The sequence below is a fragment of the Streptomyces sp. ITFR-16 genome (assembly GCF_031844705.1).
In the GTDB taxonomy this organism is placed as follows: Bacteria; Actinomycetota; Actinomycetes; order Streptomycetales; family Streptomycetaceae; genus Streptomyces.
In genome coordinates, this window is record NZ_CP134609.1 from 4199576 (window position 1) to 4216309 (window position 16734).

Sequence of the window (16734 nt, forward strand, 5' to 3'; positions counted from 1 at the left end):
TCGGTGCGCCCCGGGCCGTACGCCATCCGAGTTGCCGGGCGGCGCGACCAGGTGTGCTCTGGAGGGAAAGCGGGGGCGACGGAAGGAGCTCTCTGCCATGGCCGCACACGCTTCGGTCCCGGCCCGCGGAACCCGGGCGCGCACCCAGCGCCCCTCCCTGCGCGCCTGGGCCGTCCCCGTCACGCTGGGCATCGTCCTCGGCTGGTACGCGACCTCCATCGTCCGCGGCGGCGGTGTGCTCACCGGCACACAGCTGGCCCTCGGACTCGTCTCCGGAGCCGTGCTCGCGGTGCTCTGCTTCGGGCTGGGCCGGATACAGAACAGCCTGCCGCGCGAGCTGAGGGCGGTCGCCTACGGCGCGCTGTTCGGCGGCTCGATCGGCTTCCTCTACAGCCTGTCCGGCAAGAGCGTGCTCTCGGCCTCGGTGCTGGGCCTGCTGACCGGGGCGGGCATGCTGCTGGCCGCGTACTACTACTTCTACACGCGGGAGGACTAGGGCCTGTCGTCGAACCGGCGTCCCCGCACGCCCCTGCGCAGGCGATCCTTGACCTTCTCCACGGGGGAAGGCCAAGGATCGGGCGTGCCGGGCGGGACCCCGCCCGGTATGAGGAGGCGTGAGGTGACGGACGACGGGCAGGGGCGGTGCCCCGGCGCGGAACTGGTGACGATCGGGGCGTTCGCCCGGCTGTCCCGGCTGTCCGCGAAGGCGCTGCGCCGCTACGACGAGCTGGGCCTGCTGCGGCCCGCCCTGGTCGACCCGGTGAACGGCTACCGGTACTACGACCCGGCGCAGGCGCGGACGGCCCGGCTGGTGGCCTGGCTCCGGCGGATCGGGATGCCGCTCGCCCGGATCACGGAGGTGATCGCGCTGGAGGACGGCGCGGCTGCCGCCGCGATCCGGGGGTACTGGGCGCAGGTCGAGGCCGAGACGGCGGCCCGGCGCGCTCTCGCGGCCTTCCTCATCGACCAGCTGTCGACGGAGGAAGCCATGACACAGGTGGGAACGCTCGGGATCCGGTACGCGGCGGGCACCGACATCGGCGCGGTGCGGGAGACCAACCAGGACGCGGCGTACGCCGGCGCCCGGCTGCTCGCGGTCGCCGACGGGTTCGGCGCGGGCGGGGCGGGGGCGAGCGCGGCGGCCATCGAGGCGCTGAAGCCGTTCGCCCTGGGCGCGGTGCCGGCCGGGGAGCTGCTGAACGGCCTGCACGACGCGGCGGAGCGGGCCGGCCGGGCGGTGCGGGACGCGGTCGCGGGGAGCGGCGGGGACGTGGAACCGCAGGAGTCGGGGACCACGCTGACCGCGATGGTGTGGACGGGCTCGCAGCTGGGGCTGGTGCACATCGGGGACTCGCGGGCGTATCTGCTGCGGGACGGGGAGCTGTTCCGGATCACGCACGACCACAGCCTGGTCCAGTCGATGGTCGACGACGGCGCGCTGACCGAGGAGGAGGCGGCCTCGCACCCGCAGCGGGCGATGCTGCTCAAGGTGCTGGCGGGAGGCGGTCCGCAGGGTTCGGGGCCGGACCTGGAGGTGCGGGACGCCCGGCCCGGCGACCGCTATCTGCTCTGCTCGGACGGGCTCTCGGCGGTCGTGGAGGCCGGTGCGCTGGCGCGGGTGCTCGCGGGGGCGGACGGCCCGGGTACGGCCGTGCGCGAGCTGGTCGCCCTGGCCGGGGCGGCGGGCGCCCCCGACAACGTGGCCTGTGCGGTGGCGGACGTCGTGGCGCTGTGACGGCACGGGGCGGGCCCGCGCATCCGATGTGCGGGCCCGCCCCGTGGTGTGCCGTCGTGGCCGGTGTCAGTCGCGGACGACGGTCACCGGGCACGGCGCGTGCTGGGTGACGTGCAGGCTGACCGAGCCGAGCAGGGTGGCCTTGAAGCCGCTGTAGCCGCGGGCGCCCACGACCAGCAGGTTCGCGCCCTCGGCCCGGTCGAGCAGGGCCTGCGCGGGGTTGCCGATCACCACGACCTTGCTGACGGCGGCGGCGCCCTCGGCACCGAGCGCCTCCTCCAGCGTCTCGGTGAGCGACACCGTGGCCAGGGCCTGCGGGTCGAAGTCCTCCGGCAGGCCCGGCATCATCGACGCCCAGCTGGTCGCGGGGTACTCCCAGCTGTTGACGGCCTCCACCGTGTCCCCGGTCAGCTGCGCCTGGCGTACGGCCCAGTGCAGTGCCTTGATCGACGACCCGGAGCCGTCAACGCCCACCACGATCCTGCCCATCTCTGCCTCCAGCTCGGTTCCGCTCGGTACCGCTTCGTACACGCCTTCCCGTACAACTCTATTCAAAACGGACGCATGTGCGGCCTCGGGTCCGGTCAGGCGGGCCGGAGCGCGGCCAGCTGCTCGGCGAAGGGGACCACCTCGTCGTCGAGCCCCGGGGTCCGCGCCGCGCCGGAGACGGCGCCGCCGCCGGTGACGGCGTGCGCCAGCTCGCCGCCCGCGCGCCGGATGCGGGCCGGCAGCCCGTCGGTGTACGCGTCGCCGGACGCGCCCCAGTCCTCCGAGGCCGCGTACACCGAGGTCGGCAGCGTGACGGCCCGCAGATAGGCGAAGAGCGGGCGCATCGCGTGCTCCAGCACCAGCGAGTGCCGGGCGGTGCCGCCGGTGGCCGCGACCACGACGGGCTTGCCGGTCAGCGCGGTGTTCTCGACCAGGTCGAAGAACGACTTGAACAGGCCGCTGTAGGACGCGGTGAAGACCGGGGTGACGGCGATCAGGCCGTCCGCACCCGTCACCGCGCCGAGCGCCTCGTCCAGGGCGGCGGACGGGAAGCCCGTCACCAGATGGCTCGCGATGTCCGCGGCGAGATCGCGCAGCTCGATCACCCGGACCTCGACGGCGCGGTCCTGTTCCGCCTCCAGCCGTTCCCGGGTGGCGGCGGCCAGCCGGTCGGCGAGCAGCCGGGTCGAGGAGGGGCTGCTCAGCCCCGCCGCGACGGCGACGATCCTCAGGGGTTCGGTGGCGAACACGGTGTCAGCTCTCCTTCACGGTGGCAGGGGCGGCGGTGGCGGCGGCGACGGCCGGGTGCGCCGGCGCGGACTCGGGCACCCCGGCCGGCCGCAGGGCGGCGAATTCCTTGCGCAGCACCGGGACGACCTCCTCGCCGAGGATGTCGAGCTGCTCCAGGACCGTCTTCAGCGGCAGTCCCGCGTGGTCCATCAGGAACAGCTGGCGCTGGTAGTCGCCGACGGCGTCCCGGAAGGACAGGGTCCGCTCGATGACCTCCTGCGGGGAGCCGACGGTCAGCGGTGTCTGCTGGGTGAAGTCCTCCATCGAGGGCCCGTGCCCGTAGACCGGAGCGTTGTCGAAGTACGGACGGAACTCCCGTACCGCGTCCTGCGAGTTCTTCCGCATGAACACCTGGCCGCCGAGTCCCACGATGGCCTGCTCGGCGGTGCCGTGGCCGTAGTGGGCGTAGCGCTGCCGGTAGAGGTTCACCATCTTCTTCGTGTGCTCGATGGGCCAGAAGATGTTGTTGTGGAAGAAGCCGTCGCCGTAGTACGCGGCCTGCTCGGCGATCTCCGGGGAGCGGATCGAGCCGTGCCAGACGAACGGCGGCACGCCGTCCAGCGGGCGCGGGGTCGCGGTGAAGGACTGCAGGGGCGTACGGAACTTCCCCTCCCAGTCGACGACGTCCTCGCGCCACAGCCGGTGCAGCAGCGCGTAGTTCTCGACGGCGAGCGGGATGCCCTCGCGGATGTCCTTGCCGAACCACGGATAGACCGGTCCGGTGTTGCCGCGCCCCATCATCAGGTCGACGCGGCCGTCCGCGAGGTGCTGGAGGGTGGCGTAGTCCTCGGCGATCTTCACCGGGTCGTTGGTGGTGATCAGGGTCGTCGAGGTGGACAGGATGATGCGGTCGGTGCGGGCGGCGATGAAGCCGAGCGTGGTGGTCGGCGAGGAGGGGACGAACGGCGGGTTGTGGTGCTCCCCGGTCGCGAAGACGTCGAGGCCGACCTCCTCGGCCTTCTGCGCGATGGCCAGGGTCGCCTTGATCCGCTCGTTCTCGGTGGGGGTCCGGCCGGTCGTGGGGTCGGTCGTGACGTCCCCGACGGTGAAGATCCCGAACTGCATGGCGCCCGCCTCCAGGTGGTTCGTCATTTGGTTGAACATTGAACTATGTGAACACACCCTACAACGGGGCACCCGGGCGTCCTATTCCGCGCCCGTCCGCCCGCTGTGGACCGCGCGTACCCTGGAGCGATACGGAGGCCGCCCGAGCCCCGGGCGAACGGAGGCAGGGATGAGCGGGACCGGCACGTCACAGGCCGATGAGTCCGCGCCGCAGCGCGGTGGCAGCGAACGCTGGAAGGAACGCGGCGTCGCCCTGCGCGTCGGCGTCTACGTCTTCGCCACGCACCTGTTCGCGGGCTTCATCTGGATCCTCTTCTACGTGGGCGAGCACGCGAAGAAATGACCGCGCCCCGTGACCCGGCGCGCGCTACGCTCGCGCCATGACCTCCGTACCGTGCCGCACCTGGTGGCGCTCTTCCTAGGAGCGGCCACCTCTTGCAGCGCGGGACCAGGGCCGTTCGCCGCGGACGGCCCTTTTTCTCTGCCCTCTTCCGGTACGGGTCACGAGCCCGGCAGGGGCCGTCCTCCACGCACACACCACCGCGAGGAGAGACCAGCCATGACCACCGCAGCCACCACCGCCGCCACGCTCGACGAGCGCATCCACCGGGACCCCGCCCGCTTCCGGGTGATGACCGGGGACCGGCCCACCGGGGCGCTCCACCTCGGGCACTACTTCGGCACCCTCCACAACCGGGTGCGCCTCCAGGACCTCGGGGTCGAGGTCTTCGTCCTGATCGCCGACTACCAGGTACTCACCGACCGGGACACGGCCGAGCGGCTGACCGCGACGACCGAGGGGCTGCTGCTGGACTACCTGGCCGCCGGCATCGACCCCGAGCGCTCGGTGATCTTCCACCACAGCGCCGTCCCCGCGCTCAACCAGCTGATGCTGCCCTTCCTCAGCCTCGTCTCCGTCGCGGAGCTGAGCCGCAACCCCACGGTGAAGGACGAGATCGCGCACTCCCGGCAGTCGGCCGTCAGCGGGCTGATGTTCACCTATCCCGTCCACCAGGCGGCCGACATCCTGTTCTGCAAGGGCAATCTGGTGCCGGTCGGCCAGGACCAGCTGCCCCATCTCGAAGTGACCAGGACCGTCGCCCGGCGGTTCAACGAGCGCTACGGGACGCTCTTCCCGGAACCCGAGGCGCTGCTCTCCGCCGCACCCCTGCTGCTCGGCACCGACGGCACCAAGATGAGCAAGAGCCGGGGCAACTCCGTCGCGCTGAGCGCCGACGAGGACACCACGGCCCGGCTGATCAAGGGCGCGACGACCGACGCCGAGCGGCACATCACCTACGACCCCGAGGGCCGGCCCGGTGTCCTCGCTGCTGCTCCTCGCCGGGCTCTGCCTCGACCGCGACCCGCGTGCCGTGGCCGAGGAGATCGGCTCCGGGGGCGCGGCGGCGCTCAAGCGGACCGTGACCGATGCGGTCAACACCCGGCTGGCACCGCTGCGCGCCCGGCGCGCGGAGTACGCGCGGGACATGGGGTACGTACGGTCCGTGCTCCGGGCAGGCAACGAGCGCGCGAACGCCCTCGCCGACGCGACGCTGGCACAGGTCCGGGAGGCGATGGGCGCGCCGGTCTAGAGCGCGTCCGTCGTCGGCCACCCGCCCCGGCCGGCGACGTCCAGGATCAGGGCGGCGATGTTCCACGCGTCGTCCGCACCGCTGTGGTGGCGGCCCTCCAGCGGGAGCCCCGCGATCCGCAGGGCCGTGGCCATGCCGGGGCGTTTGCGCAGGCCGTGGGCGAGGGTGAAGGGGATCTTCGCGTTGGTGTGGCGGCGCCCGAAGGGGTACGGGGTGGCGGTCGCCCGGCACTGCCGGACGAACTGGTTGCGGTCGTAGTCGCCCCAGCTCGCCCACGGCCGGGCGCCCGCCGCGTGCTCGGATGCGAGCAGGGCACAGGCCTCGCGGAAGGAGAGGCCCGTGTCGACCTCCTGCTGGGTCAGGCCCGTCAGCCCGGTGCAGAACGCGCTGACCCGGGACCGGGCCGGGCGGACCAGGACACGGTGGCGCGCGAGGCGCCGGCGGGCCCGCAGGTCGACGACCGTCAGCCCGATCTCGATGATTTCGCTCACCGCGCCGGCGGGCGGCTGCCCGTCCCAGCAGGTCGCCTCGATGTCCACGACGTTGAGGAGGTCGGGGAGCGGGTCCGGTTCCGGTGCCGTGTCCATGGGGGCAGGTTAGGAGCCCGGCGGGCGCCCGGCATCCCCATTTTCCCGGCCCCCCGGCCTCAGCGCCGGCTCAACGTGCTGTGTCTGCGCAGGAGTTCGGCCAGGCCCCGGCGGGTCGCCGCGATGACCACCCGGTCCGTGGGCTGGAGGACATAGCCGGGGTGGAGGTTCCAGACGAGACCCCCCGGGTGGTCCGCGGCCGCGCCCGGGGCCTGCGGCGGCGGGACGGGTGCGGCCAGGTCCGGGCGGCGGTCGGCGGGCGGGGCCACGTCCAGCGCCAGCACCCGCCAGGCGCCGGCCCGGAACGCCTGCTCCACCGTGCGGCCCTCCAGCTGGGGATGGCCCGCCACCTCGACCGCGGCGAACAGCATCACCTTCCGCTCGACCGGGACCGCGCCCAGGATCTGCCGGCCCATCATGGCCACCGCGAACGAGGGCGCCGCCAGGTGCGAGACCGAGCGGGAGCGGGTCAGGGCCTGCGGGTGGGCCGTGCGCAGGGTGCGGTAGACGGCGGTGGCGAACTCGTCGTCGAACAGCCGCAGTGTCACCCGCAGATTCGGCTTGACCGAGCGGGCGTACAGCGCGGCCTCCAGATTGGTGGTGTCGATGCTGGTCAGGGCCAGCAGCGCGCGGGAGCGGCGGATCTTCGCCGCCTCCAGGACGCCCTCCTGGGTGACGTCCCCGAGGACCACCGGGACGTGCAGCCGCCGGGCCACCGGGATGCCCCGGGCGTCCGGGTCGTCCTCCACGCACACCACGGGGATGCCGAGTTCGCGGAGCTGGACCAGGACCCGGGTGCCGATCTTGCCGAGGCCCAGCAGCACCACGTGCCCGGACAGGCCGCGCGGCGGACGGCGCAGCGCCGAGGCGGTCCGCAGCGAGCCGAACGCCTCCAGAACCCCGGCCACCAGCAGGGGGAGCAGCAGCAGCCCGGCGACACCGGAGAGGATCTGGATGATCTGGCGGGCGGTCGGGTCCCCGATCGCCGGGTCGCCCATCGCGAACAGGTCGAGCAGGGTCAGATAGACGGCGTGCAGCGCGTTGTCGCCGGTCGTGATCGAGGACGCCACCGCCAGGCCGAGGACCGCCAGGCCCACGCCCAGCGCGGACCAGCGCAGCCGGCGCGAGAAGACCTGGCTCAGGGGCGCGCCCCTGCCGCCCATCCGGGGCTTGCGGCCGGCCGGAGCGGCCTGGCTCACGGCCTCCAGGACCACCGTGCCCCGCCCGGTCGCGGCCGCCACCTGGGCCTGGTCGGGCAGCAGCCGGGGCCCCTCGTCACCGCTGCTGTCGGAGCCCTCGGTGCCGGCCGGGTCATGGGTGGTGGAGGAGAGCAGGGCCAGCGTGCACAGGCCCGGATCGGCGACCTGGCCGTCCCGGGGCGGGGTCCGCTCGGCCGCGCGCAGGAGCAGGCCCTCCGCCTGGATCACCTTGCTGGACCCGGCGAGCGCGGTCGCGGCGAGGGCGGGGGCCGCGGTGTCGGCGTCGGACAGGACCGTGGTGGAGGCGTCCAGCGCCTGCTGGTCGAGGCCGGGCGAGGCGACCGCCGCCTGGTCGAGCAGGGTCTCCAGATGCTGGCCGAGCTTGCGGTTGTAGAGCCGGATCACCAGCCGCAGACGGGGGTTGAGCCGGCGGGCGGTCAGCGCGGCCCGGATGTTGCGCTCGTCGTCGTCGTAGACGAGGGCCAGCGCCGCCGCCGTCTCGATGCCCGCCTCCTCGAACGCCTCGTCGGCGGGCTCCGCCGCCTGGAGGATGCGGACGGCCTCCACCCCGGCGTTGGTGTCGCCGTCCCGGCCGCCGCCGTTGCGGTTCATCGCGGACGACATCCGGCCGAACAGCGCCGCCGCCCGGCCCCGGCCGGTCAGTGGCAGTTCGGGCCGCGCCGTGCCGGGGTCCGGGGGGAGGACGAGGGTGACCCGTTCCCCGTAGACGTAGCGCAACTCCACGGCGAGGCGCTGGGCGAGCGCGTCGTCGCCGCAGACGACCATGTGGCCGGGGGACGCGGAGCGTTGGGGCTGCTGCGGAAGAGGAGACACATGACCCAGCATGCCCTGCTCCCTTCTGAAGATCCGTAGGGTCAGCGGTCCTCGTGTGTCTCATGTGCCGTGTGCGGCACCGGAGTCCGGTCCGCCGGCCGGGCCAGCAGCCGGCGCGGGTCGGCCGCGCGGCCGATCGCCGTCTCCACCGCCGCGATCCGGTCCGCGAGCAGCCCGAGCGCCGCCACCGCGCGGGTCAGCGGATCACCCTCCGGCCCGCCGAGCGCCTGGGTGCGGACGTACGAGGCGCACAGCGCGGCCCAGCGTTCGGCCTGCTCGGGGCCGAGGGTGCCGCGCAGGGCGGCGAGCTTCAGCAGCGCGGCCTCGGCGCCGGTGGTGAGCGTCTGGGCCTCGCCCGCGTAGTGGTCGTCGATGACGGCGGACAGCTCGGCGTCGTTCATCACCGGCACGATCCGCTCCGCGATCCGGTTCATGTTGCGGTACGAACCCTGGAGCCGGAAGGGCGGTTCGGTGCGCGTCGCGTCCGTCTGCGCGGCCGAGGCGATGTACGCGGAGTTGACCGCGAGCACGGTGTCGCGGGCGCGCAGCAGATGCCGCAGCACGGCGGTGATCCGCTCCACCTCGGCCGGTGCGCACCGCTGCTCCAGCCGGTCCGCGCTCGCCGACGGGACGCCGGAGGCCAGCCGCAGCAGCAGCGCGAGGTCCTCGCGCGACCACGCGGCGAGCGGGGCCAGCACCGGGTTGGCGGTCAGCGCGTTCTCGACGAAGCTCAGCGCGAAGACGTCCTCGCGGCCGCTCAGCACCTCGCCGAGGTTCCAGACGTCCGCCCGGTTCGCCAGCATGTCCGGGACCCGGAACCGCTCCCCGGACTCGGTGTACGGATTGCCCGCCATGCACACCGCGAACCGCTTGCCCCGCAGGTCGTAGCTGCGCGGCTCGCCGTCGCGCACCCCCTCGATCCGGCGGGTGGCGTCGCAGAGCGGGATGAACTTCTGGAGCAGCTCGGGCGAGGTGTGCTGGATGTCGTCGAGGTAGAGCAGCGTGTTGTTGCCCGCCTCCAGCGCGAAGTTGATCTTCTCGACCTCCTGGCGGGCGGTCGCGCCGCGCGCCTGCGCCGGGTCCAGCGAGGTCACGTCGTGGCCCAGATTCGGGCCGCTGATCTTGACGAGGACCATGCCGAGCCGGTCGGCGACGTACTCCATGAGCGTCGTCTTGCCGTAGCCGGGCGGCGAGACGAGCAGCAGCAGGCCCTGCGAGTCGGTGCGCCGGTCGGCGTCGGCGGTGCCGAGCTGCTTGGCGAGGCTGTCGCCGATGAGCGGCAGATACACCTCGTCGAGCAGCCGGTTGCGGACGAACGCCGACATGACGCGCGGCCGGTGGTCGTCCAGCCGCAGCCGGGTGCGCTCGGCGGCGACCAGGGCGGTGCGCCGGCGCTGGTAGGCGCGGAAGCCGGGCACGACCTCGGTACGGAACGCGTCGGTACGGGCGAGGAGTTCGTCGATCCGTACGGTCAGCCGGCCCCGGTCGATGCGGGGGTGGACGCCCAGCAGCCCGTCCACGGTCTCGGTCAGCGGCGCGTCGGCCTCGTACCGGGCGAGCAGCGGCTCCGGGCAGAGCTCGACGGCGACGGCCTCCGCGAGGTCGCCCGCGTCCAGGTCCGTGCCGCTCGCCTCGGAGTACGAGGTGAGCCACCCCTCGACGAGCTGGCGCCGGGCCGGCAGGTCGTCCGCGAGCGCGGCCAGGTCCTCGTCGTACGCCGAAGTGCCGGTGGCCCGGCGGAACTTGTCCAGGAAGGTACGGACGGCGGCGCCGGTCACGAACCCCTCGGGGCCGCTCGTCAGCTCCTCGAAGAGATACGCGGCGACGGCCCGGGAGCCCTCGCCCGGGATCTGTCCGGCCCACTCCTCCTGGAGCGCGGCGACGGCGGGCGCGAGGCCGAAGGTCTCCCGGGCGCGGGCCAGCGAGCGGGCCCGGCGGGTCCAGGAGGTGCGGCGCGCCTCGTCCGTGCCGTGCGCCCAGAAGAGCTGGGCGGCGGCCCGGACGGCGGGCGGACAGCGCAGCAGCCCCGCGCCCGCGTGCAGCCGCAGCAGGGCGGCCAGGATCGCGGTGGCGTCCTCGTCGTGGACCCCGCGCTGATACCCCTCGTCGTACGCGGCGGCTGCCGACTCCCGTACGAGAGCCGCGAGCCCGGTCTCGTCCAGATCCGCGAGGCGGTCCGCGCCCCGGTCGGCCAGGAGCCGGGCGGCCAGGTGCTCGCCCCGGTAGACGGCCGGGGACTCGGAGGGCAGCAGCTGGTCCCAGTACGGGCGGGTGGCCGCGAAGTCCGGGTCGGTGACCGGCATCCGGTAGTCGGTCCCGGTGACCGCGAAGGCGAGGTGGCCGTCCTGGGGGACCAGGGTCAGCTCGAAGGGCTGGGTGTTGACCGCGAACCGGTGCCGGCCCAGCCGGATCACCGATCCGCCGTCCGCGTACAGCTCGCCCCGGTCGCGCAGGGCCCGGCCGGCCTCCTGGCGGGCCGCGATCAGCTGCCCGTCCAGCTCCTCGGCCCGCACGGTGTCACCGAGGGCGCGCAGCTCCTCGGCGGTGCGGCGGACCTTGGCGACCATCGGGTCGGAGGCGAAGTAGGTGTGCACGGCGTCCGCGTCCGGCAGCGCGGAGCTGCGGCGCGAGACGGTCTCCAGCACCCGGGCGGCGGACTCGGCGAGCCGTTCCGTACGGCGGGCGAGGGCGTCCTGAAGGGTCTGCCTGCGGGCCGAGAACGCCTCGTACACCTCCGTCCGCCGCTCGCCCAGCTCGGCCAGGAAGTCGTCGAACTCCGCGAACCGCGCCTCCAGGTTCTCCAGCTGGAGCAGCAGCCTGGCCAACTGCTCGTCACACGCGTCCGGGGTGTCCGCGGCGGCCAGCGCGGCCGTGACGGCCTGCCCCAGCAGCGCGAACTCGGCGGCGAACTCGGCCCGGCCCTCGTGGTCCAGCAGGGTGCGGCGGCGGGCGTCGAGCGTGGCGCGGGCCCGGTTGACCCCGCCGAGCACCTCCGCGATCCGCTCCAGGATCGACGTACGGACCACGCCGTCACCGATGTCCAGCCCGGCCACCACATCGGTGACCGTGCTCAGCCCGTCCGTCATCGCGGCCAGCCGGTCCCCGAGCGCGGCGGCGTCGGAGACGGAGCCGATCGCGGCCGCCTCCTCGGTGAGCCGGGCGATGTCCTCGTGGTAGCCGGCGAAGGCGTCGTCCCTGGCGAGGAACGCGACCGCGCGCCGGCCCGCCGCTTCGAGGTCGTCGGCGGTGGTGGCGGTCAGCTCCGCGATCCGCTCGGCGTCCGCATAGCGCATCTCGGAGAGGGTGGCCAGATGACCGTGCGCGCCCCGGAGTTCGGTGAGCCGGTCGACCCACTCGGCGGCCGAGCGCGGCGCCTCGCCGCGTACCCGGCGCACCAGCGTGGTGATCCGCTCCGCGGTCTCCTCCAGCGCGTCGGCGGCCTGCCGGGTCAGCTCCTGGACGGCCCCGAACTCCCCCAGCACCTGCTGGGCGGTCTCCCGCAGCGCGGCCAACGGCTCGGCCAGGTCGTCGAGTCCGGCGTCACCGAGCCAGTGGTAGCGGTCGGCGGCGCGGGCGCAGTCCGCGACCAGCCGCTCGTACACCGCACCGGTCGGGGTGGTCTCGGCGGCGCTGTGCGCGAGCGCGAGGCAGTCGGAGATGCCGCGCACCAGATCGGCGTTGCCCACCCGGGCGAGCGGGCCGGTCCCGGCGGGCCGGGAGGCGGCACAGGTGTCGGAGACATACGGCGTCTCCCAGCGCTGGAGCGGGTGAACCCGCGCCGGACCGCCGTCGCCGCCCTCCACCGGGTCCCGCAGGACCACCAGCGTGCCGTCGTCGAGCAGCGCGTGGCCCCGGCCCTGGAGCGGGGTGGCGACCTCCTGGCGGATCACGTTGTACGGCAGCAGCAGGCTGCGGCCGTCCTCCCGGGAGCGGAAGGAGTAGAGCACGTCCTCGCCGTTGGGGGAGCGGACGGCCCCCTCGAAGACGGGGTCGGTGAGCGGCTGTGCGATGTCGAAGGTGCGGGCCTCGCCGGTGGTCAGGTAGAAGCCGCCGGGGAAGATGATCCCCTGGTCCTCGGGCAGCCGCAGGCAGGCCGGGCCGATCCCGTCCAGCCGCACGACCGTGCCGAGCAGGGAGTTGAAGACGAGGTGGCGCCGCGCCTCCTCCTTGTACGGGCGGATGCGCAGCAGGACCAGCGGGCCGAGCTCCGCGTACTCGACCTCGGCGTCCGCGAGCGACTGGAGCGGCTCGGTGACCGGCTCCTCGTAGATCCCGTCCGGGCCGTCCGTGTCGTCGGCGGTCTTGACCGTGAGGGTGCCGTTGAGCGTGTCGACGAACAGCCGCGCCCCGCCGCCGATCGCGATGTGCGGGTGGCGGCCGGGAATGTGGGCCTCGCGTCCGGCGGTGGTCCAGGTGAAGTCGTGCGACGGCGGGAACACGTGGTCGCGCTCGCCGCGCGCGTCGAGGAAGTCGCCGGGGGACCCGTCGGCGTTCAGCGCCCAGCGCAGGACCCGGATGTCCTCGGCGGTCTCGCCGGTACGGAACACGGCCAGCAGCCGGCCCTCGGTCCGGCGCAGCCGCAGCAGGCGGGCGTCGCGGAAGTAGCGGTGCAGGCCGTTGAACTCGCGGACGAACGCGGCGTCGGCGAGCAGGCCGTGGGTGCCGGCGCCGAGATCGTCCGCGTACAGCGCGAGCACGTCCTCGACGGCCGGCTCCTCGCGGTGGCCGGGCCCGCGCTCGAAGCCGAACAGCAGCTCCCCGCCGACGGCGACGAGGTCGCGGGGGACGGAGGGGCGCCCCGTGCGGATCTGCTCGCTGCCGAGCAGCCGCAGTCCGGTGGAGCCGAACTCCTCGGTGCGGCGGGAGTTGAGCGTCTCGGCGCGGCGGGCGAGCTCGGCGGCGTGGGTGCCGAGCCGGCGCCGCAGCACGTCGTAGGCCCCGGCCTCGGGCCCGCCCACGGGCGGGGTCTGGGTGTCCATCGGAGCTCCTTGCGAGGGTGTCGATTGGCCGGACGGGCTTGGTCCGACGGGCCGGCGCCGACATGTCCGGCCCGTCCGGCGTCTGAGGACGGAACCCCGCTCCTGGGGGAGCGAGCTTCGAAAGCGGTCGGTTTCACGTGAAACCGGCGCCGGAACCCCGCTCCCGGGGGAGCGGGGCCCCGCGTGGCGGCTAGGGCGTGTCGTCGAACTGGCGTCTGCCGGGCGGCGCCATGCACGCACTCTCGCCGCACCGCCCCCGGGCCCCGGTACGTCCAGTGCAGGGATCCGGGGCCGGCACGCCGAGGAGTGGGGTCTCCCCTGGTCGAGCGAATCCGGGAGCTTGGGGAAGCACCTGACGCCGCCCGGCCGCCCTTCGGGCAACGGCACCAGTTCGACGACACGCCCTAGGCCACCGGCGTACCGTTGCGCGACGGCGCCGGCGATGACGGCGCCGACCCCGCGAGCTGGGTCACGGGCACATCCGCGAGCCCCAGCGACCGCGCGTGGTCCAGCAACTGGCGGACCTGGTCCGCCCCCGCCCCCGGCGAAGCCATCATCCGCATCAGCAGCGCCGATACCGTCAGGTTCTGCACATCACCCGTCGACACCGACCCCAGCACCCGCGTCAGGTCGTCGGTGAAGGACGAGGACCCGTCCAGCCACGGCCCGGCCAGCGCCTTCGCCGTGCCGGAGTTCTCCACGAAGCCGTCCAGGCTCTTGCCCATCGAGATGGACGAGACCAGCCGGTCGAAGAAGACCGACTCCCCGCCGACGATGTCGATGTCGGCGTTCTCCAGCCCCGTGGCCAGCACCGTCGCCTGCGCCTCGGCGACTTGGCGCTGCACATCCAGCCCGGCGAGCCGGATCTCCTTCTCCGCCTCCAGCCGCAGCCGGTACTCCTCGTGTCCGCGCGAGGCGTCGTCCAGCGCGGCCATCGCGGCCGCCTTGTCCGTGAGCCCCGCCGCCTCGGCCTTCAGCTTCTCGCCGATCACCGCCGCGTCGGCCGTCGCCTGGGCCTGTGTGCCCTCGGCCGTGGCGAGGGCCTTGAGCCGTGCGCCCTCCGCCTCCGCCTTCAGCCGCGCGGACGTCGCCTGCGCCTCGGCCAGACCGGTCTTCTCGATGACCTCGGCCGCCGCGTCCCGTACCTGCACGTCCGCGAGGCCGGGCGCCGCCGACTCCGCCTGGACGCCTTCGGCCAGCCGCAGCTTCGCCCTGGCGTCGAGGTCCGCGGTCTTCAGCCGGGCCTCGGCGAGCGTGAGCTGCTCGGCCGCCCGGTGGGTGGCCGCGGCCTCGGCCGCCTCCGCCGCCTTGATGTCCTTGACCAGCTGCTCCTGGGCCTCCGCCTCGGCCGCGATGATGACCGACTTGCGGGTGCGCTCGGACTCCTCGACCGACCGCAGCGTCTTGATGGACTCCTCCTGCTCGGCGACCGTACGGTCCACCGCGATCCGCTCCCGGATCACATCGGCGACCTCGCGGCGCTCGGCCTCGACCTCCTTCGTCGCGGCGATCCGGTCCAGCTCGGTCTGCCGCTCGCGCCCGATGACCTCCAGCATCCGGTCCTTCTCGATGCGCTCGTTCTCCACGGCGATGACCCGCTCGCGGTTCTTCTGCGCTACGGCGATCTCACGGGCCTGGTTCTCCCGCTGGATGCCCAGCTGCTCCTCCGTCCTGATGAACGCGGCCTGGGCCCCGAGCCGCTCCTCCTCCTGCACCCGGGCGGTCGCGGCCTCTTCGCGGGCCCGCAGTGTCTCGACCTCGCGGCGCTGCTTGATCTCGGCCTCGGCCTGCCGGCGCTCCAGCTCCAGGATGGTCTCCCGGGCGTCGACGTCCTGCCGGGTGATCTCCTTCTGCTCGGTGCGCTGGAACTCGTTGGTCCGCACGTGCTCGATCGCCGTCAGCTCGGTGATCTTGCGGATGCCCTGGGCGTCGAGGATGTTGGCGCCGTCGAGCTGGACCATCGGGGTCTGCTCGAGGAAGTCGATCGCGGCGTCGTCGAGGTGGTAGCCGTTGAGGTCGGTCCCGATGACCCGGATGATCCGGTCCCGGAACTCCTCGCGCTTGGTGTACAGGTCGACGAAGTCCAGCTGCTTTCCGACGGTCTTGAGCGCCTCGGAGAACTTCGCGGCGAAGAACTCCTGGATGGCGATCTTGTCGCTGGCCCGCTCGGTGCCGATCGCCTGGGCGACCTTGATGACGTCCTCGACGGTCTTGTTGACCCGGACGAAGAACGTGATGTGGATGTCGGCGCGGATGTTGTCCTGGCAGATCAGGCCCTCGCGCCCGGTCCGGCGGATCTCGATGGTCTTCACCGAGATGTCCATGGACTCGGCCTTGTGCAGCACCGGCAGGACGACGGCACCGGTGAAGGTGACATCGACCTTCTTGGTCTTGGAGATGATCAGGGCCTTGCCCTGTTCCACCTTGCGGAAGAGCCGGGTGACGATCAGAAGCAGGGCGACGGCGATGAGCAGGACCACGGCGACGAGCAGGCCGAGGCCCAAGGAGATGGCATCCATGACAGTCCTTGGCGGCTGGTGGTACGGAAAAGGAGAGGTGAGGGTGCGGCGGCGCGCGGACCGGCGCACACCCGGAGCGGGTGTGAAGCGGCCCGGACCGGTGCGGAAGCGGGTACGGGAGCGGGCGGACGCTCAGGCGCTGCGGCCGGGAGCCGGACGGCGGCGCGGAGCCGGCGCGGCAGGGGCCGGGCCCGGGTCGAGCGCCTTGTCGTAGGGCGCGACCCAGAAGAACTCACCCGTGTCGTCGTACGCGTACAGCAGTGCCGAACTCCCCGCGGTGAACTCCGTGTCGGCGGGCGGCAGCTGGCGCACCTGGACGATCGCGCTGGACCCGTCGGCCGCGGTGACCTCGGCCTGGCCGAAGTCCGTGCCGACCGAACCGGTGCGGATCGTGCAGACCCGGCCCAGGAAGTCCTGCCGCGATGGAGGAGGCTGGTCCGGGAAGAAGCGGCGGAAGTGGTGGACGAGCAGTCGCACCACGGCCCAGGCGATCAGCAGGGCCCCCGCGAGGACCCCGAAGGCGAGCGCGGCCCGTGCGGTGCCGGTGACGCCGCTGCGGTGCACCAGGACCGAACCGGTCAGGGCGGTGAACCAGCCGACGACGATCATGACGGAGACCGAGACGGTGACCGGGACGCCGCCGATGCCGGCGACATCGGTGTCGAGGTCCGCGTCGAAGGAGTGGTGGTCGGCCGCGCCGACCAGGACGAGCAGCCAGAAGGCGATGACGACGACCAGCGCCGCCGCGAAGAGTACGGCCGGGAAGGACAGTGTCGCGTCCAGGAATTCCCGCATCGGTCCGCCCCCCTGCCGTTCTGCCGACAGCCCTGCCGGCGCCTCGCGCGGCCCGGTTGATGACCCCGGTGCCACGGCATCGCCCAGGGCGGTGCCGTGGCAGCCGGGCCTTCCCCCGTCCCCCGTGCACCCCCGCGGTTCCCCCGTGGTC

Annotated in this window: 11 protein-coding genes and 1 pseudogene; 4 read left to right on the forward strand and 8 right to left on the reverse strand. The window is 73.5% G+C overall.

Translation table 11 applies throughout. From position 1 onward, the window contains the following. Positions 1-97 precede the first annotated feature (97 nt). Positions 98-496: a hypothetical protein gene (locus tag RLT58_RS18570; RefSeq protein WP_311311499.1), complete on the forward strand. Its 399-nt coding sequence runs from the start codon at positions 98-100 to the stop codon at positions 494-496. 108 nt (positions 497-604) lie between these two features. Continuing rightward, on the forward strand, positions 605-1735 hold the full coding sequence (locus RLT58_RS18575) for a MerR family transcriptional regulator (protein ID WP_311311500.1): 1131 nt from the start codon (positions 605-607) through the stop codon (positions 1733-1735). A gap of 66 nt (positions 1736-1801) precedes the next feature. On the opposite strand, the gene RLT58_RS18580 is transcribed toward RLT58_RS18575, so the two are convergent. The 3 genes from RLT58_RS18580 to RLT58_RS18590 all read right to left on the reverse strand — a co-directional run bounded on the left by RLT58_RS18580 (position 1802) and on the right by RLT58_RS18590 (position 4078). Further along, entirely contained in the window at positions 1802-2224 is a 423-nt protein-coding gene (locus RLT58_RS18580) for a universal stress protein (RefSeq protein ID WP_311314558.1), read from the reverse strand. 95 nt (positions 2225-2319) lie between these two features. After that, the gene (locus RLT58_RS18585) at positions 2320-2973 is read right to left on the reverse strand and encodes an FMN reductase (RefSeq protein ID WP_311311501.1); all 654 of its coding nucleotides are present in this window, start codon (positions 2971-2973) and stop codon (positions 2320-2322) included. A gap of 4 nt (positions 2974-2977) precedes the next feature. Then, on the reverse strand, positions 2978-4078 hold the full coding sequence (locus tag RLT58_RS18590; protein ID WP_311314559.1) for an LLM class flavin-dependent oxidoreductase: 1101 nt from the start codon (positions 4076-4078) through the stop codon (positions 2978-2980). 169 nt (positions 4079-4247) lie between these two features. Between RLT58_RS18590 and RLT58_RS18595 the strand changes: the two genes are divergently transcribed. Further along, complete coding sequence (locus tag RLT58_RS18595) at positions 4248-4421, forward strand: DUF6126 family protein (protein ID WP_311311502.1); 174 nt, start codon at positions 4248-4250, stop codon at positions 4419-4421. Positions 4422-4637: 216 nt separating this feature from the next. Next, positions 4638-5670, forward strand: a pseudogene (gene trpS, locus RLT58_RS18600) (tryptophan--tRNA ligase). Here trpS and RLT58_RS18605 read toward each other — a convergent pair. The 5 genes from RLT58_RS18605 to RLT58_RS18625 all read right to left on the reverse strand — a co-directional run bounded on the left by RLT58_RS18605 (position 5667) and on the right by RLT58_RS18625 (position 16583). Next, positions 5667-6257 carry a 3'-5' exonuclease gene (locus RLT58_RS18605; protein WP_311311503.1) on the reverse strand — a complete coding sequence of 197 codons (591 nt, stop codon included), beginning with the start codon at positions 6255-6257 and terminating at the stop codon, positions 5667-5669. The pseudogene trpS and the gene RLT58_RS18605 overlap by 4 nt on opposite strands. A 59-nt stretch (positions 6258-6316) precedes the next feature. After that, complete coding sequence (locus RLT58_RS18610) at positions 6317-8302, reverse strand: NAD-binding protein (RefSeq protein WP_311311504.1); 1986 nt, start codon at positions 8300-8302, stop codon at positions 6317-6319. Between the two features lie 29 nt (positions 8303-8331). Beyond that, positions 8332-13269 carry a DNA repair ATPase gene (locus RLT58_RS18615; protein ID WP_311311505.1) on the reverse strand — a complete coding sequence of 1646 codons (4938 nt, stop codon included), beginning with the start codon at positions 13267-13269 and terminating at the stop codon, positions 8332-8334. A 404-nt stretch (positions 13270-13673) separates the two neighbouring features. Next, entirely contained in the window at positions 13674-15788 is a 2115-nt protein-coding gene (locus RLT58_RS18620) for a flotillin family protein (RefSeq protein ID WP_311311506.1), read from the reverse strand. A 132-nt stretch (positions 15789-15920) separates the two neighbouring features. Beyond that, positions 15921-16583, reverse strand: coding sequence for a hypothetical protein (locus RLT58_RS18625; RefSeq protein WP_311311507.1), 663 nt, complete (start codon positions 16581-16583; stop codon positions 15921-15923). Between the last annotated feature and the right edge of the window lie 151 nt (positions 16584-16734).